At 66.3% G+C, this 16,903-nt stretch carries 13 protein-coding genes and 1 tRNA gene; 10 read left to right on the plus strand and 4 right to left on the minus strand.

Features of this window, described 5'->3' with window-relative positions; all coding sequences use genetic code 11:
* Nucleotides 1-237: 237 nt before the first annotated feature.
* Nucleotides 238-2,358, minus strand: a complete 2,121-nt coding sequence (locus M2650_RS04835) for a TonB-dependent receptor family protein (protein ID WP_249471928.1) — start codon at nucleotides 2,356-2,358, stop codon at nucleotides 238-240.
* Between the two features lie 53 nt (nucleotides 2,359-2,411).
* Here M2650_RS04835 and M2650_RS04840 point away from each other — a divergent pair.
* From M2650_RS04840 to M2650_RS04870, 7 genes are all read left to right on the plus strand, one after another.
* Nucleotides 2,412-2,488: transfer RNA gene (locus tag M2650_RS04840), tRNA-Arg, on the plus strand.
* Nucleotides 2,489-2,565: 77 nt separating this feature from the next.
* The gene (gene amaB / locus M2650_RS04845; RefSeq protein ID WP_249471930.1) at nucleotides 2,566-4,101 is read left to right on the plus strand and encodes an L-piperidine-6-carboxylate dehydrogenase; all 1,536 of its coding nucleotides are present in this window, start codon (nucleotides 2,566-2,568) and stop codon (nucleotides 4,099-4,101) included.
* A gap of 19 nt (nucleotides 4,102-4,120) precedes the next feature.
* Entirely contained in the window at nucleotides 4,121-4,402 is a 282-nt protein-coding gene (locus tag M2650_RS04850; RefSeq protein WP_249471933.1) for a DUF4190 domain-containing protein, read from the plus strand.
* Between the two features lie 2 nt (nucleotides 4,403-4,404).
* Nucleotides 4,405-5,460: a quinone-dependent dihydroorotate dehydrogenase gene (locus M2650_RS04855; RefSeq protein ID WP_249471936.1), complete on the plus strand. Its 1,056-nt coding sequence runs from the start codon at nucleotides 4,405-4,407 to the stop codon at nucleotides 5,458-5,460.
* Nucleotides 5,457-6,497, plus strand: coding sequence for a UDP-N-acetylmuramate dehydrogenase (gene murB / locus M2650_RS04860; RefSeq protein ID WP_249471941.1), 1,041 nt, complete (start codon nucleotides 5,457-5,459; stop codon nucleotides 6,495-6,497). The genes M2650_RS04855 and murB overlap by 4 nt, the downstream gene beginning before the upstream one ends.
* Before the next feature lie 210 nt (nucleotides 6,498-6,707).
* A complete protein-coding gene (locus tag M2650_RS04865; protein WP_249471944.1) occupies nucleotides 6,708-7,622 on the plus strand; it encodes a DMT family transporter in 915 nt (304 codons plus the stop codon).
* Between the two features lie 220 nt (nucleotides 7,623-7,842).
* Nucleotides 7,843-8,403 carry a hypothetical protein gene (locus tag M2650_RS04870; protein WP_249471945.1) on the plus strand — a complete coding sequence of 187 codons (561 nt, stop codon included), beginning with the start codon at nucleotides 7,843-7,845 and terminating at the stop codon, nucleotides 8,401-8,403.
* Between the two features lie 86 nt (nucleotides 8,404-8,489).
* Here the strand turns inward: M2650_RS04870 and M2650_RS04875 are convergent, their stop codons facing one another.
* Nucleotides 8,490-9,215, minus strand: a complete 726-nt coding sequence (locus M2650_RS04875) for a phosphatase PAP2 family protein (RefSeq protein WP_249471949.1) — start codon at nucleotides 9,213-9,215, stop codon at nucleotides 8,490-8,492.
* A complete protein-coding gene (gene ispG / locus M2650_RS04880) occupies nucleotides 9,199-10,476 on the minus strand; it encodes a flavodoxin-dependent (E)-4-hydroxy-3-methylbut-2-enyl-diphosphate synthase (RefSeq protein WP_249471951.1) in 1,278 nt (425 codons plus the stop codon). The genes M2650_RS04875 and ispG overlap by 17 nt, the downstream gene beginning before the upstream one ends.
* A 47-nt stretch (nucleotides 10,477-10,523) precedes the next feature.
* Here ispG and xseA point away from each other — a divergent pair, with 47 nt between their 5' ends.
* Both xseA and M2650_RS04890 read left to right on the plus strand, forming a co-directional pair.
* Entirely contained in the window at nucleotides 10,524-11,870 is a 1,347-nt protein-coding gene (gene xseA, locus M2650_RS04885; RefSeq protein ID WP_249471953.1) for an exodeoxyribonuclease VII large subunit, read from the plus strand.
* Nucleotides 11,871-12,055: 185 nt separating this feature from the next.
* Nucleotides 12,056-13,483, plus strand: a complete 1,428-nt coding sequence (locus tag M2650_RS04890) for an aldehyde dehydrogenase family protein (RefSeq protein WP_249471956.1) — start codon at nucleotides 12,056-12,058, stop codon at nucleotides 13,481-13,483.
* Between the two features lie 92 nt (nucleotides 13,484-13,575).
* Here the strand turns inward: M2650_RS04890 and M2650_RS04895 are convergent, their stop codons facing one another.
* Complete coding sequence (locus M2650_RS04895) at nucleotides 13,576-14,070, minus strand: DUF1579 domain-containing protein (RefSeq protein ID WP_249471959.1); 495 nt, start codon at nucleotides 14,068-14,070, stop codon at nucleotides 13,576-13,578.
* A gap of 230 nt (nucleotides 14,071-14,300) precedes the next feature.
* Between M2650_RS04895 and M2650_RS04900 the strand changes: the two genes are divergently transcribed.
* Entirely contained in the window at nucleotides 14,301-16,826 is a 2,526-nt protein-coding gene (locus tag M2650_RS04900) for a TonB-dependent receptor plug domain-containing protein (protein WP_249471962.1), read from the plus strand.
* The last annotated feature ends 77 nt before the right edge of the window (nucleotides 16,827-16,903 follow it).

Here is a 16,903-nt window from a genome sequence, read left to right on the forward strand (position 1 = left end):
GGCTTAAGAGCGAACGGCTTAAGAGCGAACGGCTTAAGAGCGAAGAGCACCGGAGCAGGCTCCGCTCTACAGAGCAAAGGCAAGAGCTAGGGCAAGAGCAAGGCGCTGGATGACGCGCGCTCCTGCGGCATACCCGGCATCTGTTGCAGGTGTTCGCCCCAGCATCCTGAGCGTTCCCGCCTTCGCCGGATGACGGCTAAGGACAACGGCAACGCCAACGTCAGCACGGCCTTTCCTTCAACGCCGGACGGCCTTGATATCCAGTCCGAGCAGCCAGCGCCTGCCCGGCGCGGGTTCGAAATATCGGCCGTTGCTTTCGTTGACGATGACAGAACCGACCGCGTCGCGATCGAACAGGTTGTCGATGCGCGCGAAGCCGACGAATTCGAAACCACCGATCCGCCAGCGCCGTTGCGCGCTGAGGTCGAAGCTCACGTACCCCGGCGCTGGTGCGGTATTGGCATCGTCGGCGTATACGCGGCCGATGCCGCGCGCTTCGATGGCGAAATCGTAATCGTCGGCGGCCAGCCAGCGCAGTTCGGCCCAGCCGTTGTGGCGCGGCAAGCCCGGAATGCGGTTGCCCGCGGCGACCATGCTGTCCGGCGTCGCGCACGGCGCGGCTCCGCAAACGGCGAACGCATCGCGATAGCGCGCATCGAGCCAGGTGTAGGCCAGTCCATAACGCCAGCGCGGCGACCACGCGCCCGACCACGAAAGCTCCGCGCCCTGCCGCCGCGAGCGGGCGGCGTTGGCGAACGTGCTGCGCCCGCCCTGGTTGGCGGCGACCACCAGTTCGTCTTCGGTATCGCTGCGGAACAATGCGAAGCCGAAGCGGATATCGCCACGGCGCGCACGCACGCCGGCCTCCACGTTTTCGCTGCGCGCCGCGAGCAAAGCCGTGTTGAGCCCGCTGAGGCCGTCGCTGCGGTAGGACAACTCGTTGAAGGTCGGCGTTTCGAAACCTTTGCCGGCGTTGGCGTAGAGGCTGAGCCATTCCGCAGCATGGAACAGCACGCCGGCCACGGGCGTGGTGCGCGCGTATTCGACCCGTCCGCTGTCGTCGGGATTGTCCGAAGTGATGTAGGCATCGCGCGAACGGAACGCGACGCGGCTGCGCCGCACGCCCAGGTCGACGCGCCAGCGCGGCGCGATGGCCCAATCGGCCTGCAAGTATTGGTCGTACGCCGCCACGCGATCGCGTTCGTCGCGACGCAGCGCGCCGCGCACGCCGAGCTGCGCGCCGACGAAATTTTCGTAGCCGAGGCGATGCTCGTCGGACGACTGGTACTCGGCGCCGACGGCGACCGAGAACGGACGCGCCGCCAGCTGGCCCTGCCACTGCCAGCGCGCGTCGATGCCTCCATAGCTGCGATCCAAATCGATCACGCCGCCGCCGCTCAGCGGATTGGCCTGCGAAGCCGGCGGCACCGACAGGAACTGCACCGTGTCGCGGCCGCCGCCGTAAGCGGTGAGGCCCAGCCGGCCGATGCCGGCGCCGTGCTCGACGCGCGCACCCAACTGCTGCTGGCGCACGGTCTTGCGCGTGTCGAATCGCAAGGCGCCTTCGCTGGCGGCGCGAGGATCGGCTTCGACCTGCTCCCGGGTCAGGCCTTGCGGATCGTCGGCCTCGAGGTCGAGCGCATTGGCGATCACGCGGAATTCGCCGTCCGCGCCGAACATGCCGCCGAGCGCGAGCTGCGCCGAATCGCGACGCGCCCGGCTGTGGTCGCGATAGCCATCGTCGGCCAGCGCGCCGGCATCAAGCCGATAGCCGCCCTGCCCGCCTTGCCAGGGGCCGCGCCACGATATCGAGCCGCGCCGAAGGCCGTCGCTGCCCGCCGCGAATCCTGCCGCCAATTCCGGCTGCAGCGGCGGCGGCGCGCTGAACGACTGGATCACGCCGCCGGAGGAATTGCCGTACAGCGCCGAGAACGGCCCGCGCAATACCTCGATGCGCTCGGCCGCTTCCAGCGCGAAGTGCGAGACCTGGCCTTGCCCGTCGGGCATCGTCGCCGGAATGCCGTCGGTGTACAGGCGCACGCCGCGCACGCCGAAGCTGGCGCGCGTGCCGAAGCCGCGAACCGATATTTGCAGATCCTGCGCCTGGTTCTGGCGATCGCGCGCCATCACGCCGGGCACGCGCTGCAGCGATTCGGAAAGATCCACCCGTGGCTGCGCGCGGCGGATCGCTTCGGCGTCGATGCGGTCGATCGCGGCGGGCACATCCAGAGCATCGTCTTCGCCGCGGGTGGCGGTGACGACCACGGTGTCCAGGGTCTGCGGACGCGTGCGCTCGACGGCGTAGGACTGCGGTACGAAGGCGGCAAGGCAAGCGCAAAAGGCGGGGAATCGGGGCATGCGGCAAGAATAGCTGCGGAATCGGGGGGCATCTGGGATAATTTACGGCTTATGGCCCCGTAGCTCAGCTGGATAGAGCGTCCCCCTCCTAAGGGGAAGGTCGTACGTTCGAATCGTATCGGGGCCGCCAGTCGTGCACAGGTCGCACACCCATGTGCCAGAGCCCGGCCATCCATGGCCGGACTATTCAATGCTTAGGAGCTTTTCATGACCCACCCCGTCCTCACCGCGCTCGGCCTGGCCGACAACGAATCCGGCACCTATCTCGGCAACAGCGAGTGGTCCAAGACCGCCGACGCCGGCGTGCTGGAACCGGTCAACCCGACCGACGGCAGCGTGCTGGCGCGGGTGCAGGCCTCTTCGCAAGCCGACTACGACCTGATCGTCGAGCGCGCGCAAGCCGCCTTCAAAGTGTGGCGCACCACGCCGGCGCCGCGCCGCGGCGAGGCGATCCGCCTTTGCGCTGAAGCCTTGCGCGCCCACAAGGATCAGCTCGGTTCGCTGGTCGCGCTGGAGATGGGCAAGAGCAAGCCCGAAGGCGACGGCGAAGTGCAGGAAATGATCGACATCGGCGAATTCTCCGTCGGCCTGTCGCGCCAGCTGTACGGCCTGACCATGCACAGCGAGCGCCCCGGCCACCGCATGTACGAGCAATGGCATCCGCTGGGCCTGGTCGGCATCATCTCGGCCTTCAATTTCCCGGTCGCGGTCTGGGCCTGGAACAGCTTCGTCGCCGCGGTATGCGGCAACATCAGCATCTGGAAGCCGTCGCCCAAGACGCCGTTGTCGGCGATCGCCTCGATGAAGATCTGCAACGCGGCGCTGAAGAAAGGCGGCTTCCCGGACCTGTTCTACATGTTCAACGACGCCGGCACCGAACTGGCGCAGAGCTTCGTCGACGACAGGCGCATCCCGCTGATCAGCTTCACCGGCTCGACCAAGGTCGGCCGCAACGTCGGCGAGCGCGTCGCCCAGCGCATGGGCCGCAGCCTGCTGGAGTTGGGCGGCAACAACGCGATCATCGTCGACGAGACCGCGGACCTGAAGCTGGCGATTCCCGCGATCGTGTTCGGCGCGGTCGGCACCGCCGGCCAGCGCTGCACCACGACGCGCCGCCTGTTCGTGCAGGACAAGATCTACGACGACGTGCTGGCCAAGCTCAAGACCGCCTACGCGCAGGTCGAGAAGAAGATCGGCGATCCCACCGATCCGGCCAACCTGATGGGCCCGCTCAACAGCCAGGATGCGGTGAAAGGCTTCCTGGCCGCGGTCGAGAAGGCGAAGGCTTCCGGCGGTACGGTCGAAAGCGGCGGCAAGGCGCTGGACGACCGCAAGGGCAATTTCGTGCTGCCCACGCTGATCACCGGACTCAAGAACGAAGCCGAAGTCGTGCAGACCGAAACCTTCGCGCCGATCCTGTACGTGATGAAATTCTCGAAGCTGGACGAAGCGCTGGAAATGCAGAACGCCGTGCCGCAAGGCCTGTCCTCGTCGATCTTCACCACCAACTTGAAAGCGGCCGAGGCCTTCCTGTCGGCGGCCGGTTCGGACTGCGGCATCGCCAACGTCAACATCGGCACCAGCGGCGCCGAAATCGGCGGCGCGTTCGGCGGCGAGAAGGAAACCGGCGGCGGCCGCGAATCCGGTTCGGATGCGTGGAGGGCGTACATGCGCCGCCAGACCAATACCATCAACTACTCCGACGCGTTGCCGTTGGCGCAGGGGATCAAGTTCGATCTTTGACACCGATAAGGGGAATGAGATGAACGCCAGTTTCCGCCAGACCAGCACGCTGGCCATCGTCAGCCTGATCTTCGGTTTTCTCGGCTGGACGCTGCTGCCGGCGATCGGCGGCATCGTGGCGATCATCACCGGGCACCTGGCCCGCGGCGAAATCCGCCGCGAGCCCGAGCGGCTGCAAGGCGACGGCATGGCCGTGGCCGGCCTGGTGCTGGGCTATGCGTCGCTGATCCTCGGCCTGCTGGCGGTCATGATCTTCGTCGTGTTCTTCGGCGGCCTGATGTGGCTGGGGCTGCAGCACTGACGATGTATTCCCTCGCCCGCCCTTTCCTGTTCGGCCTGGATCCGGAGCTCGCGCACGGCATCGGCCTGCGCGCGATCGAGGCGGCGTACCGCAGCGGCTTCAATCCGCTGCTGGCGCGGCGGCCGCAGCCCTTCCCCACCAAAGCTTTTGGGCTGACGTTTCCGAACCCCGTCGGCCTCGCCGCCGGCCTGGACAAGAACGGCGCGCATATCGATGCGCTGCTGGCGCTGGGTTTCGGCTTCGTCGAAGTCGGCACGGTGACGCCGCGTCCGCAACCGGGCAACCCGAAGCCGCGCATGTTCCGGCTGCCCGAGCATCAGGCCATCATCAACCGGCTCGGCTTCAACAACGACGGCGTCGATGCGCTGGTGCGCAATGTCGAGAAATCCAAGCGCAAAGACGGCATCCTCGGCATCAACATCGGCAAGAACAAGGACACGCCGAACGATTCGGCCGAACGCGATTACCTGGTCTGCCTGGAACGCGTGTACCCGCTCGCCGATTACGTGACCGTCAACATCTCCTCGCCCAATACCGCCGGCCTGCGCGAGCTGCAGGAGGAACAATCGCTGCGGCGCCTGATCGGCACCTTGCGCGAGGCGCAGGAGGCGCTGGCCGCGCAGCACGGCAAGCGCGTGCCGCTGCTGGTGAAAGTGTCGCCGGACCTGTCCGACGAGGACATCGATGCCGCCAGCCGCGTGCTCGCCGACCTGCAGGTGGACGGCGTGATCGCCACCAACACCACCGTGTCGCGCTTCCCCGTGCAGGGACACCGGCACGCGCAGGAGACCGGCGGTCTGTCCGGCGCGCCGCTGTTGGGCAAGTCGACTTCGGCGTTGCGCCGGATGCGGACGCGGCTGCCGGAATCGATTCCGCTGATCGGCGTCGGCGGCATCCTGTCGGCGCCGGACGCGGTGACCAAAACCGCCGCAGGCGCGAGCCTGGTGCAGATCTACACCGGCCTGATCTATCGCGGCCCGGCCTTGATCGGCGAATGCGTCGACGCGATCCGGCGTCGCAAGGAAGCGCCGAGCACGGGCGGCGTGCCGCGCCTATGAGCGCCGGCTACCGGGTACTGAGCGACGCTTCGCTGCGCGCACGCAACACTTTCCGCGTCGACGCCCGCGCCGCGCGATTGATCGAGGTCGACGACGCCCGCGCCCTGCCCGATCTGGCCGCGACCGCGTTCGGCGACGGTCCGCCGATGGTGCTAGGCGGCGGCAGCAATCTGCTGTTCGCCGCAGATCCCGCGGGCACGGTGGTGGCGCTGGCGGCGAAGAATGTCGAGGTGGTCGCCGACGATGGCGGCGATGCCGTCCTCATCCGCGCCGACGCCGGCGTGGAATGGCACGGCTTGGTAATGTCGATGCTGCGGCAGGGTTATCGCGGCCTCGAAAACCTGGCCCTGATACCGGGGACGGTCGGCGCTGCGCCGATCCAGAACATCGGCGCTTACGGCGTCGAAGTCTGCGATCGCATCCATGCGGTGGAAGTCTACGAGCACGGCGCCGGCATGGCGCGGCTGGGCCGGGATGATTGCCGTTTCGCTTATCGCGACAGCGTGTTCAAGCGCGAACCGGACCGCTATATCGTCACCGCGGTCGAATTCTCGCTGTCGCGCAGCACGGCGCCGCACGTGGAATACGCCGGCATCCGCGACGAACTCGCTGCGATGGGCGTAGAGCATGCGCCCGATGCCGCGCAGGTGGCCGAAGCGGTGATCCGCCTGCGCCGGCGCAAGCTGCCGGACCCGGCCGCGATCGGCAACGCAGGCAGTTTCTTCAAGAATCCGATCGTGCCTCGAGCGCAGGCCGAAGCCTTGCAGGCCGAACACGCCACGCTGCCGGTGTTCCGCGGCGATGGCGAAGCCACGCGCAAGCTGTCGGCGGCTTGGCTGATCGACGCCTGCGGGTGGAAGGGCCATCGCGACGGCGACGCCGGCGTTTCCGACAAGCATGCGTTGGTGCTGGTCAATCACGGCAATGCCAGCGGGATGCAGCTGTTGGATTTGGCGCGGCGGATTGCGGCGTCGGTACGCGAACGTTTCGGCGTCGCTCTCGAACCGGAACCCCGAGTGATTGGCGCGAAGTGGTAAGGCAACCCGCTCTTGCCTTTAATAAGCCGTCATTCCCGCGAAGGCGGGAATCCAGCGACTTTAAGGCCTCTCCAGATCGCGACGAGGCGACCTGCCATTACGCGCGCCCTCGCCCAACCCTCTTCCGCAGGCGGGAGAGGGCTAAAGCAAAGTCGCTGGATTCCCGCCTTCGCGGGAATGACGGCTAAAAATGACAACCGCAAAACCGAAATGACCGCCCGCCCCCTCACCACCCACACCCGCGCCGCGCTGCTGATGCTCGGCAGCACCGTTTTTTTCGCATTGATGGCGGTGCTCATCCGTCTGGCGTCGAAAACGTTGCCGACCTACGAAATCGCCTTCTTCCGCAACCTGTTCGGCCTGCTCGCCCTGCTGCCGCTGTTGCGCCGCAGCTGGCCCGGCGTGCTCAAGACGCAGCAGTTGCCGCGCTATCTGTTGCGCAGCGCGATCGGCGTGGTGTCGATGCTGTGCGGCTTTTGGGCGATCGGCCACCTGCCGCTGGCGCAGGCGATATCGCTGTCCTATTCCACGCCGCTGTTCGTCACCATCGCAGCGGCCATCTTCCTGCACGAGCAGGTGCGGCTGCGGCGCTGGAGCGCGGTCATCGTCGGCTTCGTCGGCGTGCTGATCATCGTCCAGCCGGGCAGCGCCAGCTTCACCCTCGGCACGCTGGTGGCGCTGTCGGCGGCGGTGCTCAGCGGCATCGTCGCGATCCAGATCAAGCAGCTGTCGCGGGTCGACTCGGCCGACACCATCGTGCTGTACACCTACCTGTTCTGGGTGCCGATCTCGCTGGTACCGGCGCTGTACGTCTGGCAATGGCCGCAGGGCATCGCCTGGCTGTGGGCGATCGGCACCGGCGTGCTCGGCACCGGCGGCCAGTTGCTATGGACGCGCGCCTTGAAGCTGGGCGACGTGTCGGCGCTGACGCCGATCAGCTTCATGCAGCTGCCGATCGTCGCTACGGCGGGCTGGCTGCTGTTCGGCGAAGGCATTTCTCGCTGGACGGCCATCGGCGCCGCGGTCATCTTCACCGCCAACGCCTACATCGCGCACCGAGAGGCCCAGCTGGCGCGGCGCGCGGCCACTTCCGCGCCGGTGGAAGCGGCCAAGCCGGGGGAGTAAGCCACGCTTTTCCTTCTCCCTTCGGGAGAAGGTGGCGCGCAGCGCCGGATGAGGGTACGGCGCGAATGCGGTGCTGCAACCACACACCGTACCCTCATCCGCCCTTCGGGCACCTTCTCCCGAAGGGAGAAGGAAAGCGGTCTTCCTGCACTTTCCGAAACGAGCGCGGGATGTTAACCATAACCTCCGGCAAACCAGCCGCTTCTTCATCGGTGAATGCATGCGCTCGTATCTGCTGATAGTTCTCCTCGCCGTCGCACCGTCCGTATTCGCACAAACGCCGCCGCCGACCGCCAAGCAGCCCGTGACCATCACAGTACCCGCCGCCGCGCCGAAAGACGTCGAGAGCATCGACGCCATCGTCGCCGCGCTCTACGACGTCATCTCCGGTCCGGCCGGCAAGGCGCGCGACTGGAACCGGATGCGTTCGCTGTTCATCCCCGGCGGGCGGCTGATGCCCACCGGCGTACGCCCGGACGGCGACGTCGGCATTCGCCTGCTGGAGGTCAACGACTTCATCGCGACCTCGGGCGCGCTGATGTTCGAGAAGGGCTTCACCGAGATTGAACTGGCGCGCCGGGTGGAGAAGTTCGGCCATATCGCCCACGTCTTCAGCACCTACGAGGGCAAGATGGAGAAAGATGCCAGCGTGCATCTGCGCGGCATCAACAGCATCCAGCTGATGAACGACGGCAGCCGCTGGTGGGTCGTGTCGGTGTTCTGGGAAGCCGAGCGCCCCGGCATGCCGCTGCCGAAGGAGTACTTGCCAAATTCGCCATGAATGCAGGGCTTTCGTAGGTGCGAATTTATTTCGCACGTTTTTAACTGCCGAAAAGCGTGCGAATAAATTCGCACCTACGAAAAGCTTCAGCGCACTGGCGGAATCGAGCGACCGGGCCGTTTCCACGGCCGCAGGTGGCCGTTGAAGACGACGGCGTAGCAGCCGATCGCCCATGCCGTTGCGGCGAGCCAACCGGCCAGGATGTCGGACGGGTAATGCACGCCCAGATATATCCGCGACAAGCCCACCATCGCCACGAAAACCAGCATCGCAACGGCTACCGGCCAACGCCAGCGCGTGCGCCACGCCAGCAGGATCAGCACGCAGGCCAGCGTCGCCGAACCCATCGCATGTCCGCTGGGAAAGCTGTAGGTGTGCTCCGGCGAGATCGATTCCCATAACGTCGGCCGTTCGCGCGCGAAGAACTGCTTGGTCGCCAGATTCAGCAGCGCCGAACCGCCCAGCGCGACCGCGGCGAACAGGCCTTCGCGATAGTGGCCTGCGAACGCCAGCCCCAGCACCAGCAGCAGGTCGAACGGCACCACGCCGTACTGGTAGCCGATCGCGGAGAAGAAAAGGAACAACCGGTCGAAACCGGCACGCGCCATGTCGTGCGCGAACATCAGCACGGGTTCGTCGAAAACGAAGGCTTCGCTCTCGTGAACCTCGTCGGCGATCTCGATGAAGCCCCACAACGGCAGCAACAGGCAGCCGAACAGGATCAGCAAGCGCCACCCATGCACGCGCAGGAAAACCGCACCGAAGCGCGCTTCCTGCTTCAGCGCTTCGCCGGTGTCAGGCCCCGGCGTCACGGCCGTAACGGCGCTCGACGTAGCCGTCGATCAGCGCGACGAATTCCCGGGCGATGTTCTCTCCGCGCAGCGTCACGCTCTTCTCGCCGTCGATGAACACCGGTGCGGCCGGCGCTTCGCCGGTGCCGGGCAGGGAGATGCCGATATCGGCATGGCGCGATTCGCCCGGCCCGTTGACCACGCAGCCCATCACCGCCAGCGTCAGATTCTCCGCGCCGGGATGGCTGATCTTCCATTCCGGCATCTTCGCGCGCACATGTTCCTGCACCACTTTCGCCAGTTCCTGGAAGAATTCCGAGGTGGTGCGGCCGCAACCCGGACACGCGGTCACCATCGGCGTGAAGGCGCGCAAGCCCATGGTCTGCAGCAGCTCCTGCGCGACCACGACTTCCTGCGTGCGCGGCGCGCCGGGCTCGGGCGTCAGCGAGATGCGGATGGTGTCGCCGATGCCTTCCTGCAGCAGCACCGACAGCGCGGCGCTGGAAGCGACGATGCCCTTGCTGCCGATCCCGGCTTCGGTCAGGCCCAGATGCAAGGCGAAATCCGAACGCTGCGCGAGATCGCGGTACACCGCGATCAGTTCCTGCACGCCGCTGACCTTGCAGCTCAGCACGATGCGTTCGGCCGGCAGGCCGAGTTCGACCGCACGCGCGGCGGAATCCAGCGCCGAGCGGATCAGGGCTTCGCGCAGCACGCGCGAAGCGTCCCACGGGTCGGCGCGCAGGTGGTTCTCGTCCATCAGCCGCGTCGCCAGCGCCTGGTCCAGCGAGCCCCAGTTGGCGCCGATTCGGACCGGCTTGCCGTACTGGATCGCGAACTCGATCAGCTGCGCGAACTGGGTGTCGCGCTTCTTGCCGAAGCCGACGTTGCCGGGATTGATCCGGTACTTGGCCAAGGCTTCGGCGCATGCCGGCTCGTTGGCGAGCAGCTGATGGCCGTTGTAGTGGAAGTCGCCGATGATCGGCACTTCGATGCCCATCATCGCCAATTTTTCGACGATGCGCGGCACGGCCGCGGCCGATTCGGGATTGTTGACCGTCACCCGCACCAGTTCCGAACCGGCGCGCCACAGTTCGGCGACCTGTTTCACCGTCGATGCGATATCGGCGGTATCGGTATTGGTCATCGACTGCACCACCACCGGTGCGTCGCCGCCGACCGCGACGTTGCCGATGCGCACCTGGCGCGTAGCGCGGCGCGGCGCGGGGCCGAACGGCGGCGCGGGCTCGTGGTGGCAGGGCAAGGGCTGGGCGGCGGACATGGCGCCATTTTACCCGCCGCAGGGCGCGCAGCGTTTATCCTGACCGAATGAATGCCGCAGCGCCCACCGGCGAAATCCTGACCCCCAGCCAGCTCAATACGCTGGCCCGCGACCTGCTGGAAAGCGCCTTCCCGCTGATCTGGGTCGAAGGCGAGCTGGGCAACGTGTCGCGGCCGTCGTCCGGACACCTTTATTTCAACCTGAAGGACGCCCGCGCGCAGGTGCGTTGCGCGATGTTCAAGCCGAAAAGCCAATGGCTGCCGTTCCAGCCGCGCGAAGGCCTGCGCGTGCTGGCGCGCGGCCGGCTGACGCTCTACGAAGCGCGCGGCGATTACCAGCTGGTGCTCGACCACATGGAAGAAGCCGGCGAAGGCGCCCTGCGGCGCGCTTACGAAGAATTGAAGGCGCGGCTGGGCGCCGAAGGCCTGTTCGACGAAACCCGCAAGCGTCCCCTGCCCGTCTACGTGCGTCGGTTGGGCGTGATCACCTCGCCATCGGGCGCGGCGGTGCGCGATGTGCTGAGCGTGCTGGCGCGCCGCTTTCCGCTGGCCGATGTCGAGATCCTCCCGGTGCCGGTGCAAGGCAGCGGCGCCGCGGCGCAGATCCTCGCCATGCTCAATCGCGCTGCCGGCTCGGATCGCTACGACGCGCTGTTGCTGACCCGCGGCGGCGGTTCGCTGGAAGATCTGTGGGCCTTCAACGACGAAGCGCTGGCGCGCGCTATCGCCGCATCGCCGGTACCGGTCGTGTCCGCGGTCGGCCACGAGACCGATTTCACCCTCGCCGATTTCGCCGCCGACCTGCGCGCGCCGACGCCGTCGGCCGCGGCCGAATTGCTGGCGCCGGACCAGCGCGAACTCTGCGCGCGCCTGGCCGCGCTGCAGCGGCGCATCGGCAGTTTGGCCCGGCACCGCTTGCGCCAGGACGCGCAACGCGCGGATCGCGCCGCGCTGCGGCTCAACGCGTTGCGGCCGCAGGCGCGGCTGCAGCTGCTGCGCCGGCGCGAAGCCGATGCGCGGCGCCGGCTCGACGCCGTTTGGCGCACGCAACTCGAACATCGGCGCGCGCGCCTGCGCCGCATCGACGCGGTATTGCGCGCGGCCGATCCGAAACGCCGCCTAGCCGTGCTGCATGCGCGCCTGGCGGCGCTGTCGCTGCGGCCGCAGGCCGGCATCGCGCGGCGGCTGCAACAACACGCATTGCACCTGCGCGCGCTGGCGCGTTCGCTCGAAGCCGTCAGCCCGCTGGCGACGGTGGCGCGCGGCTATGCCATCTTGCAGCATGACGATGGCCGTATCGTACGCAGCGTCGGCGACACGAAGGCCGGCGACGAGCTCGACGCACGCCTATCTGATGGTCGCCTACGGGTGCGGGTAGAAGGCACCGACCCCTAACCCTATGCACCATCGCCTCTCGAGCTGCCTTGGATTCTCGTAGGTGCGAATTCATTCGCACGCTTTTCTTGGTCGACGGCAGAAAGCGTGCGAATGAATTCGCACCTACGAAAGGCAAAGCGGCATCCTCAGTCTGCATGTGAAGTTAACCCTGCTTGCCGGATGCTTGGCGAAAGGAGAATCAGATGCTCAAGAAGTCCTACCCCTACTACCTGGCCAACCACGCCGTCGCGGCCAACAAGGACCTCGAGGTTCTGGACAAATACTCCGGCAAGCGCGCCACCCGCGTCGCCTTCGCCGACGCCACCGCAGTGCGTAAGGCCATCGTGGCCGCGCACCGGGCGCGCCCGGCCATGGCGGCATTCCCTCCGGACAAGCGCCGCGACGTGCTGGAGCACTGCGTGAAGCGCTTCGCCGAACGCCAGGAGGAGCTGGCGCTGGCCTTGTGCATCGAGGCCGGCAAGCCGATCAAGGATTCCCGCGGCGAAGTGACGCGGCTGATCGACACCTTCCGCATCGCCGCCGGCGAGGCCACCCGCATCGGCGGCGAGGTCCTCGACCTGGAAATCGGCCCGCGCACGCGCGGCTACCGCGGCATGGTCAAGCGGGTGCCGGTCGGCGTTTGCGCCTTCATCACGCCTTTCAATTTTCCGTTGAACTTGGTCGCGCACAAAGTCGCGCCCGCGATCGTCGCCGGCTGTCCATTCGTGCTCAAGCCCGCGATCAAGACGCCGATCGGCGCGCTGATCATCGGCGAAGTGCTGGAAGAGACGGACCTGCCGAAAGGCGCGTTCTCGATCTTGCCCTGCTCGAATGAAGACGCCGGCCTGCTGGTCGAGGACGAGCGCATCGCCCTGCTGAGCTTCACCGGCGGGCTGGTCGGCTGGGAATTGAAAACCCGCGCGGGACGCAAGAAAGTGACGCTGGAACTGGGCGGCAACGCGGCGTGCATCGTCGACGACGATCCCGGCATGGACCTGGACAAGGTCGTCGAGCGCCTGGTCTTCGGCGCCTATTACCAGTCCGGCCAAAGTTGCATCAGTGTGCAGCGCATCTATGCGCATGCCGCGGTCTACGACAGGCTCAAGAAAAAACTGACCGTCGCGGCCGGCAAACTGAAAATGGGCGACCCGCGCGACGAGAAGGTCTTCGTCGGACCGATGGTCGACGAGGACGCCGCCAAGCGCGTCGAAAAATGGATCGCAGCCGCAGTCAAAGGCGGCGCGATCCGGCTTGCGGGCGGCAAGCGCGCGGGCAATATGCTGCCCGCCGCCCTGCTCGAGAATGTGCCGCACGGCAGCGACCTGTACCGCAAGGAAGCCTTCGGTCCGGTGGCCTGCATCGAAGCCTTCGGCCATTTCGACGATGCGCTGAAACGCGTCAACGACAGCGATTTCGGCCTGCAGGCAGGCGTCTTCACCGGCCGCCTGGCGCATGCGATGCGCGCCTGGGACGCGCTGGAAGTGGGCGGCGTGATCGTAGGCGACGTGCCGAGCTTCCGCGTCGACAACATGCCGTACGGCGGCGTCAAGCAGTCGGGCCTGGGGCGCGAAGGCGTGCGCTATGCGATCGAGGACATGACCGAGCTGCGATTGCTGATCATCAAGCAATAGCGACGGTACTGCTCTCGTAGGCGCGAATGTATTCGCACGCTTTTCGATCGATCAAGAGCGTGCGAATAAATTCGCACCTACGAAAGCAAGGGTCAGCGCTTGCGGGTGTAGCGCGTCTCGACGGCCTTGGCTTCTTCGCCGTCGGGCGAGATGTTGGTCATCACGATCACCAGCGTATCCGCATCGGGTTGCTCGATTTCGGTGCGCCAGCCCCAATCCGGCCCGCCCTGGCCGTCGCCGTAGCTGCCGAGCACGTTGAAACCGCCCGCGGCCGGTCCGGTGCAATACATGAGCTGGGTGCCGGTGCCGAAACTCTCGCCCCAGGCCGCCTCCCAGGTTCCGCCATCCAGATGGTGGCCGTAGAGCGCGATGCCGGAGATCGGTTCGCCGTTCATCTCCGTTTCGTATTCGTGCAGCAGGAAACGGCCGCCGAGCACCGAGCGGATGCTGCCGGTTTGCTTGGATTCGCAGACCGGATCACCCGGCTCGAACCACAGCTTGAAAGTGCCTTCCCAGTCGCCGGCCATCGCCGCCAGGCGCCGGTGCGCACCCTCGGCTTTCGAGGCTTCGAATTCCTTTTTAGCCATGGCTCGCTCACCTGAATGAGGGGCGGGAAGTGTTGCACGTTTCACATTTCGACGTTCGCGACCGCGCCTGGCGCATATGTAATCGTTTGCATCGTTGCAAGCGCATTTCCACAACTGGAACGGAGTGTTACAAATCGATGAAGGGGGATCCGTGAAACGGTGGCGCGGCCCGATGCATGGGATGCGGGCATGGGCCGTGCCTTTGATCTGGATGACATGAGGAATCCGCGATGCCCAATTCACGCAACAAGCCTTCGTCCGCTCTTCTCGCCCTGCCGATCAGCACCCTCGCCGCTTCCCTGTTGTTGGCCCTGCCGGCCTTCGCCCAGGAAACGGCCGCCGACGGCCAAGCCGCCAAGACCCTCGACGCGGTGCGGGTCACCGGCTCGCGCGTGCTCGGCCGCACCGCCGAAGAAACCGCCGCGCCCGTGGACATCATCGGCCAGGAAGAATTGGCCAATACCGGCGCGATGGAAGTCGGCCAGGCGCTGCAACTGCTCGAGCCCAGCTTCAACTTCTCGCGCACCACGGTCAGCGACGGCACCGACATCCTGCGCCCGGCCACGCTGCGCGCGCTCGGCCCCGACCAGGTGCTGGTGCTGGTCAACGGCAAGCGCCGTCACCAGCAGGCGCTGGTCAACGTGCAGCAGACCATCGCGCGCGGTTCGGCCGGCACCGACATCAATGCGATACCGGTATCGGCGATCGAACGCATCGAAGTGCTGCGCGACGGCGCCGCGGCGCAATACGGTTCGGACGCGATCGCCGGCGTGATCAACATCATCCTCAAGACCCAGACCGACCACACCGACGTCTCGCTGATGGCCGGCGAAACCTACGAGGGCGACGGCCGCGTGCTGCACGGTAGCGTCAACACCGGCTTCGCGCTCGGCGACGGCGGCTTCATCAACCTCACTGGCGAGTACCGCGATCGCGGCGAAACCAACCGCGCCGGCAAGGCGACCACCAACGCATTGGGCTGGTACGACCAGGCCGAGTTCGATGCCGGCCGCCGCGACGTGAAACTGCATCTGGGCGATGCGGACGCCAAAGACGCCTATCTGTGGATGAACGGCGAACTGCCGATCGGACCTGGCGCGCTGTACTGGTTCGGCGGCCTGTCCAAGCGCGAAGGCGAATCTTTCGGCTTCTATCGCGGCCCGCACGACAACCGCACGATTCCGGATCTGTATCCGGACGGCTTCCTGCCCAAGATCGTCACTACGGTCGAGGACGCTTCGCTGGCGGTCGGTTATCGCGCCGACTTGGGCGAGAACTGGGAATGGGACGTTTCGATCAACCACGGCCGCAATAAATTCTCGTTCGAGGAACACAACACCGCCAACGTCAGCTGGTGGTACGAGCCGGCGCCCGGCGGCGGCATCTACGGCGAAACGCCCACGCAGGCCGATACCGGCACGCTGCGATTCGAACAGACCACCTTCAACCTGGACCTCAGCGGCGATGTCGACGGCTTCGGCGACAATCCGCTCTATCTCGCCGCGGGTTTCGAATGGCGCGAGGACCGCTACATCATGGAAGCCGGCGATCCGGTGTCCTACACCTACGGCCGCACCAACGATCCCAGCATCCCGATCTTCGGCCAGACCGGCGACCCGGCGCCGTCCGGCACCCAGGGCTTCCCCGGCTTCACACCGGCGACCGAAGTCGACGACGGCCGCCACAGCATGGCGGTCTACTTCGACGCCGAGACCAATCTCACCGAAAAGCTGCTGGTGGGCGCCGCGGTGCGTTTCGAGGATTACTCAGACTTCGGCAACACGACCAAGGGCAAGCTGTCGTTGCGCTACGACGCCAGCGAGGTGTTCGCGTTCCGCGGCACCATCGCCAGCGGCTTCCGCGCCCCGGGCGTGCAGCAGGAATTCTTCAGCCAGGTGTCGACCAACCTCAACAACGGCGTGCTGACCGAAGTGCTGACCGCGCGCAACGACAGCGACGTCGCCCGCGCCCTCGGCATTCCGGCGCTGAAGGAAGAAACCTCGCTCAGCAAGTCGTTCGGCATCGTGTTCAAGCCGATCGAGAATTTCTCGATCACCGCCGACATCTTCCGCATCGACATCGAAGACCGCCTGGTGTATTCGGAAGGCATCACGCCGGAAACCATCGGCACCGATGGCCTGCCCTGCACGCCGACCAACAGCAACTGCCCCATCGCCGCCGCCCTGGCGCCGTTCCGCGCCGGCGTGGTGCAGTTCTTCACCAACGCCATCGACACCAGCACGACCGGCCTGGACATCGTGGCCAACGCGCAACACAAGTTCGCCAGCGGCAGCAACCTCAACCTGACGGCCTTGCTGCACTTCAACAAGACCGAGGTGACCGACGTCCATTCCGAGTCGCCGATCATCCCGGAGTCGTCGATCTTCGGCATCGTCCAGGAAACCCTGATCGAACAAGGCCAGCCGCGCGAGCACCACGTGCTGCAGGGCATCTGGAGCAACGACAAGTGGGAAGTCACCGTCCGCGAGAACTACTTCGGCGAGGTGGCCGGCCTGGGCTTCGGCCCGTATGAAGGGGACGGCAAATGGCTGGCCGACCTGGCGGTGGCCTACAAGTTCAGCGACAAGATCAAGTTGACCGTCGGCGGCAACAACATATTCGACGTCTATCCCGACAAGTGGGACCCGGACGTGGGCTTCCCGTTCCCCCAGGCGGGCTTCACCTACGGCTGGGAGACGATGCCGTTCGGTATGAATGGCGGTAGCTACTACGCCAGGTTGGATTTCCGATTCTGAGCAACCGGGCGCGGGCGACCCAGCTGCCCGCGCCTTCTTGCTTTCTCCCCCTTTGAAAAAGGGGGACACAGGGGGAT

Source organism: Luteimonas galliterrae, assembly GCF_023374055.1.
In the GTDB taxonomy this organism is placed as follows: Bacteria; Pseudomonadota; Gammaproteobacteria; order Xanthomonadales; family Xanthomonadaceae; genus Luteimonas_C; species Luteimonas_C galliterrae.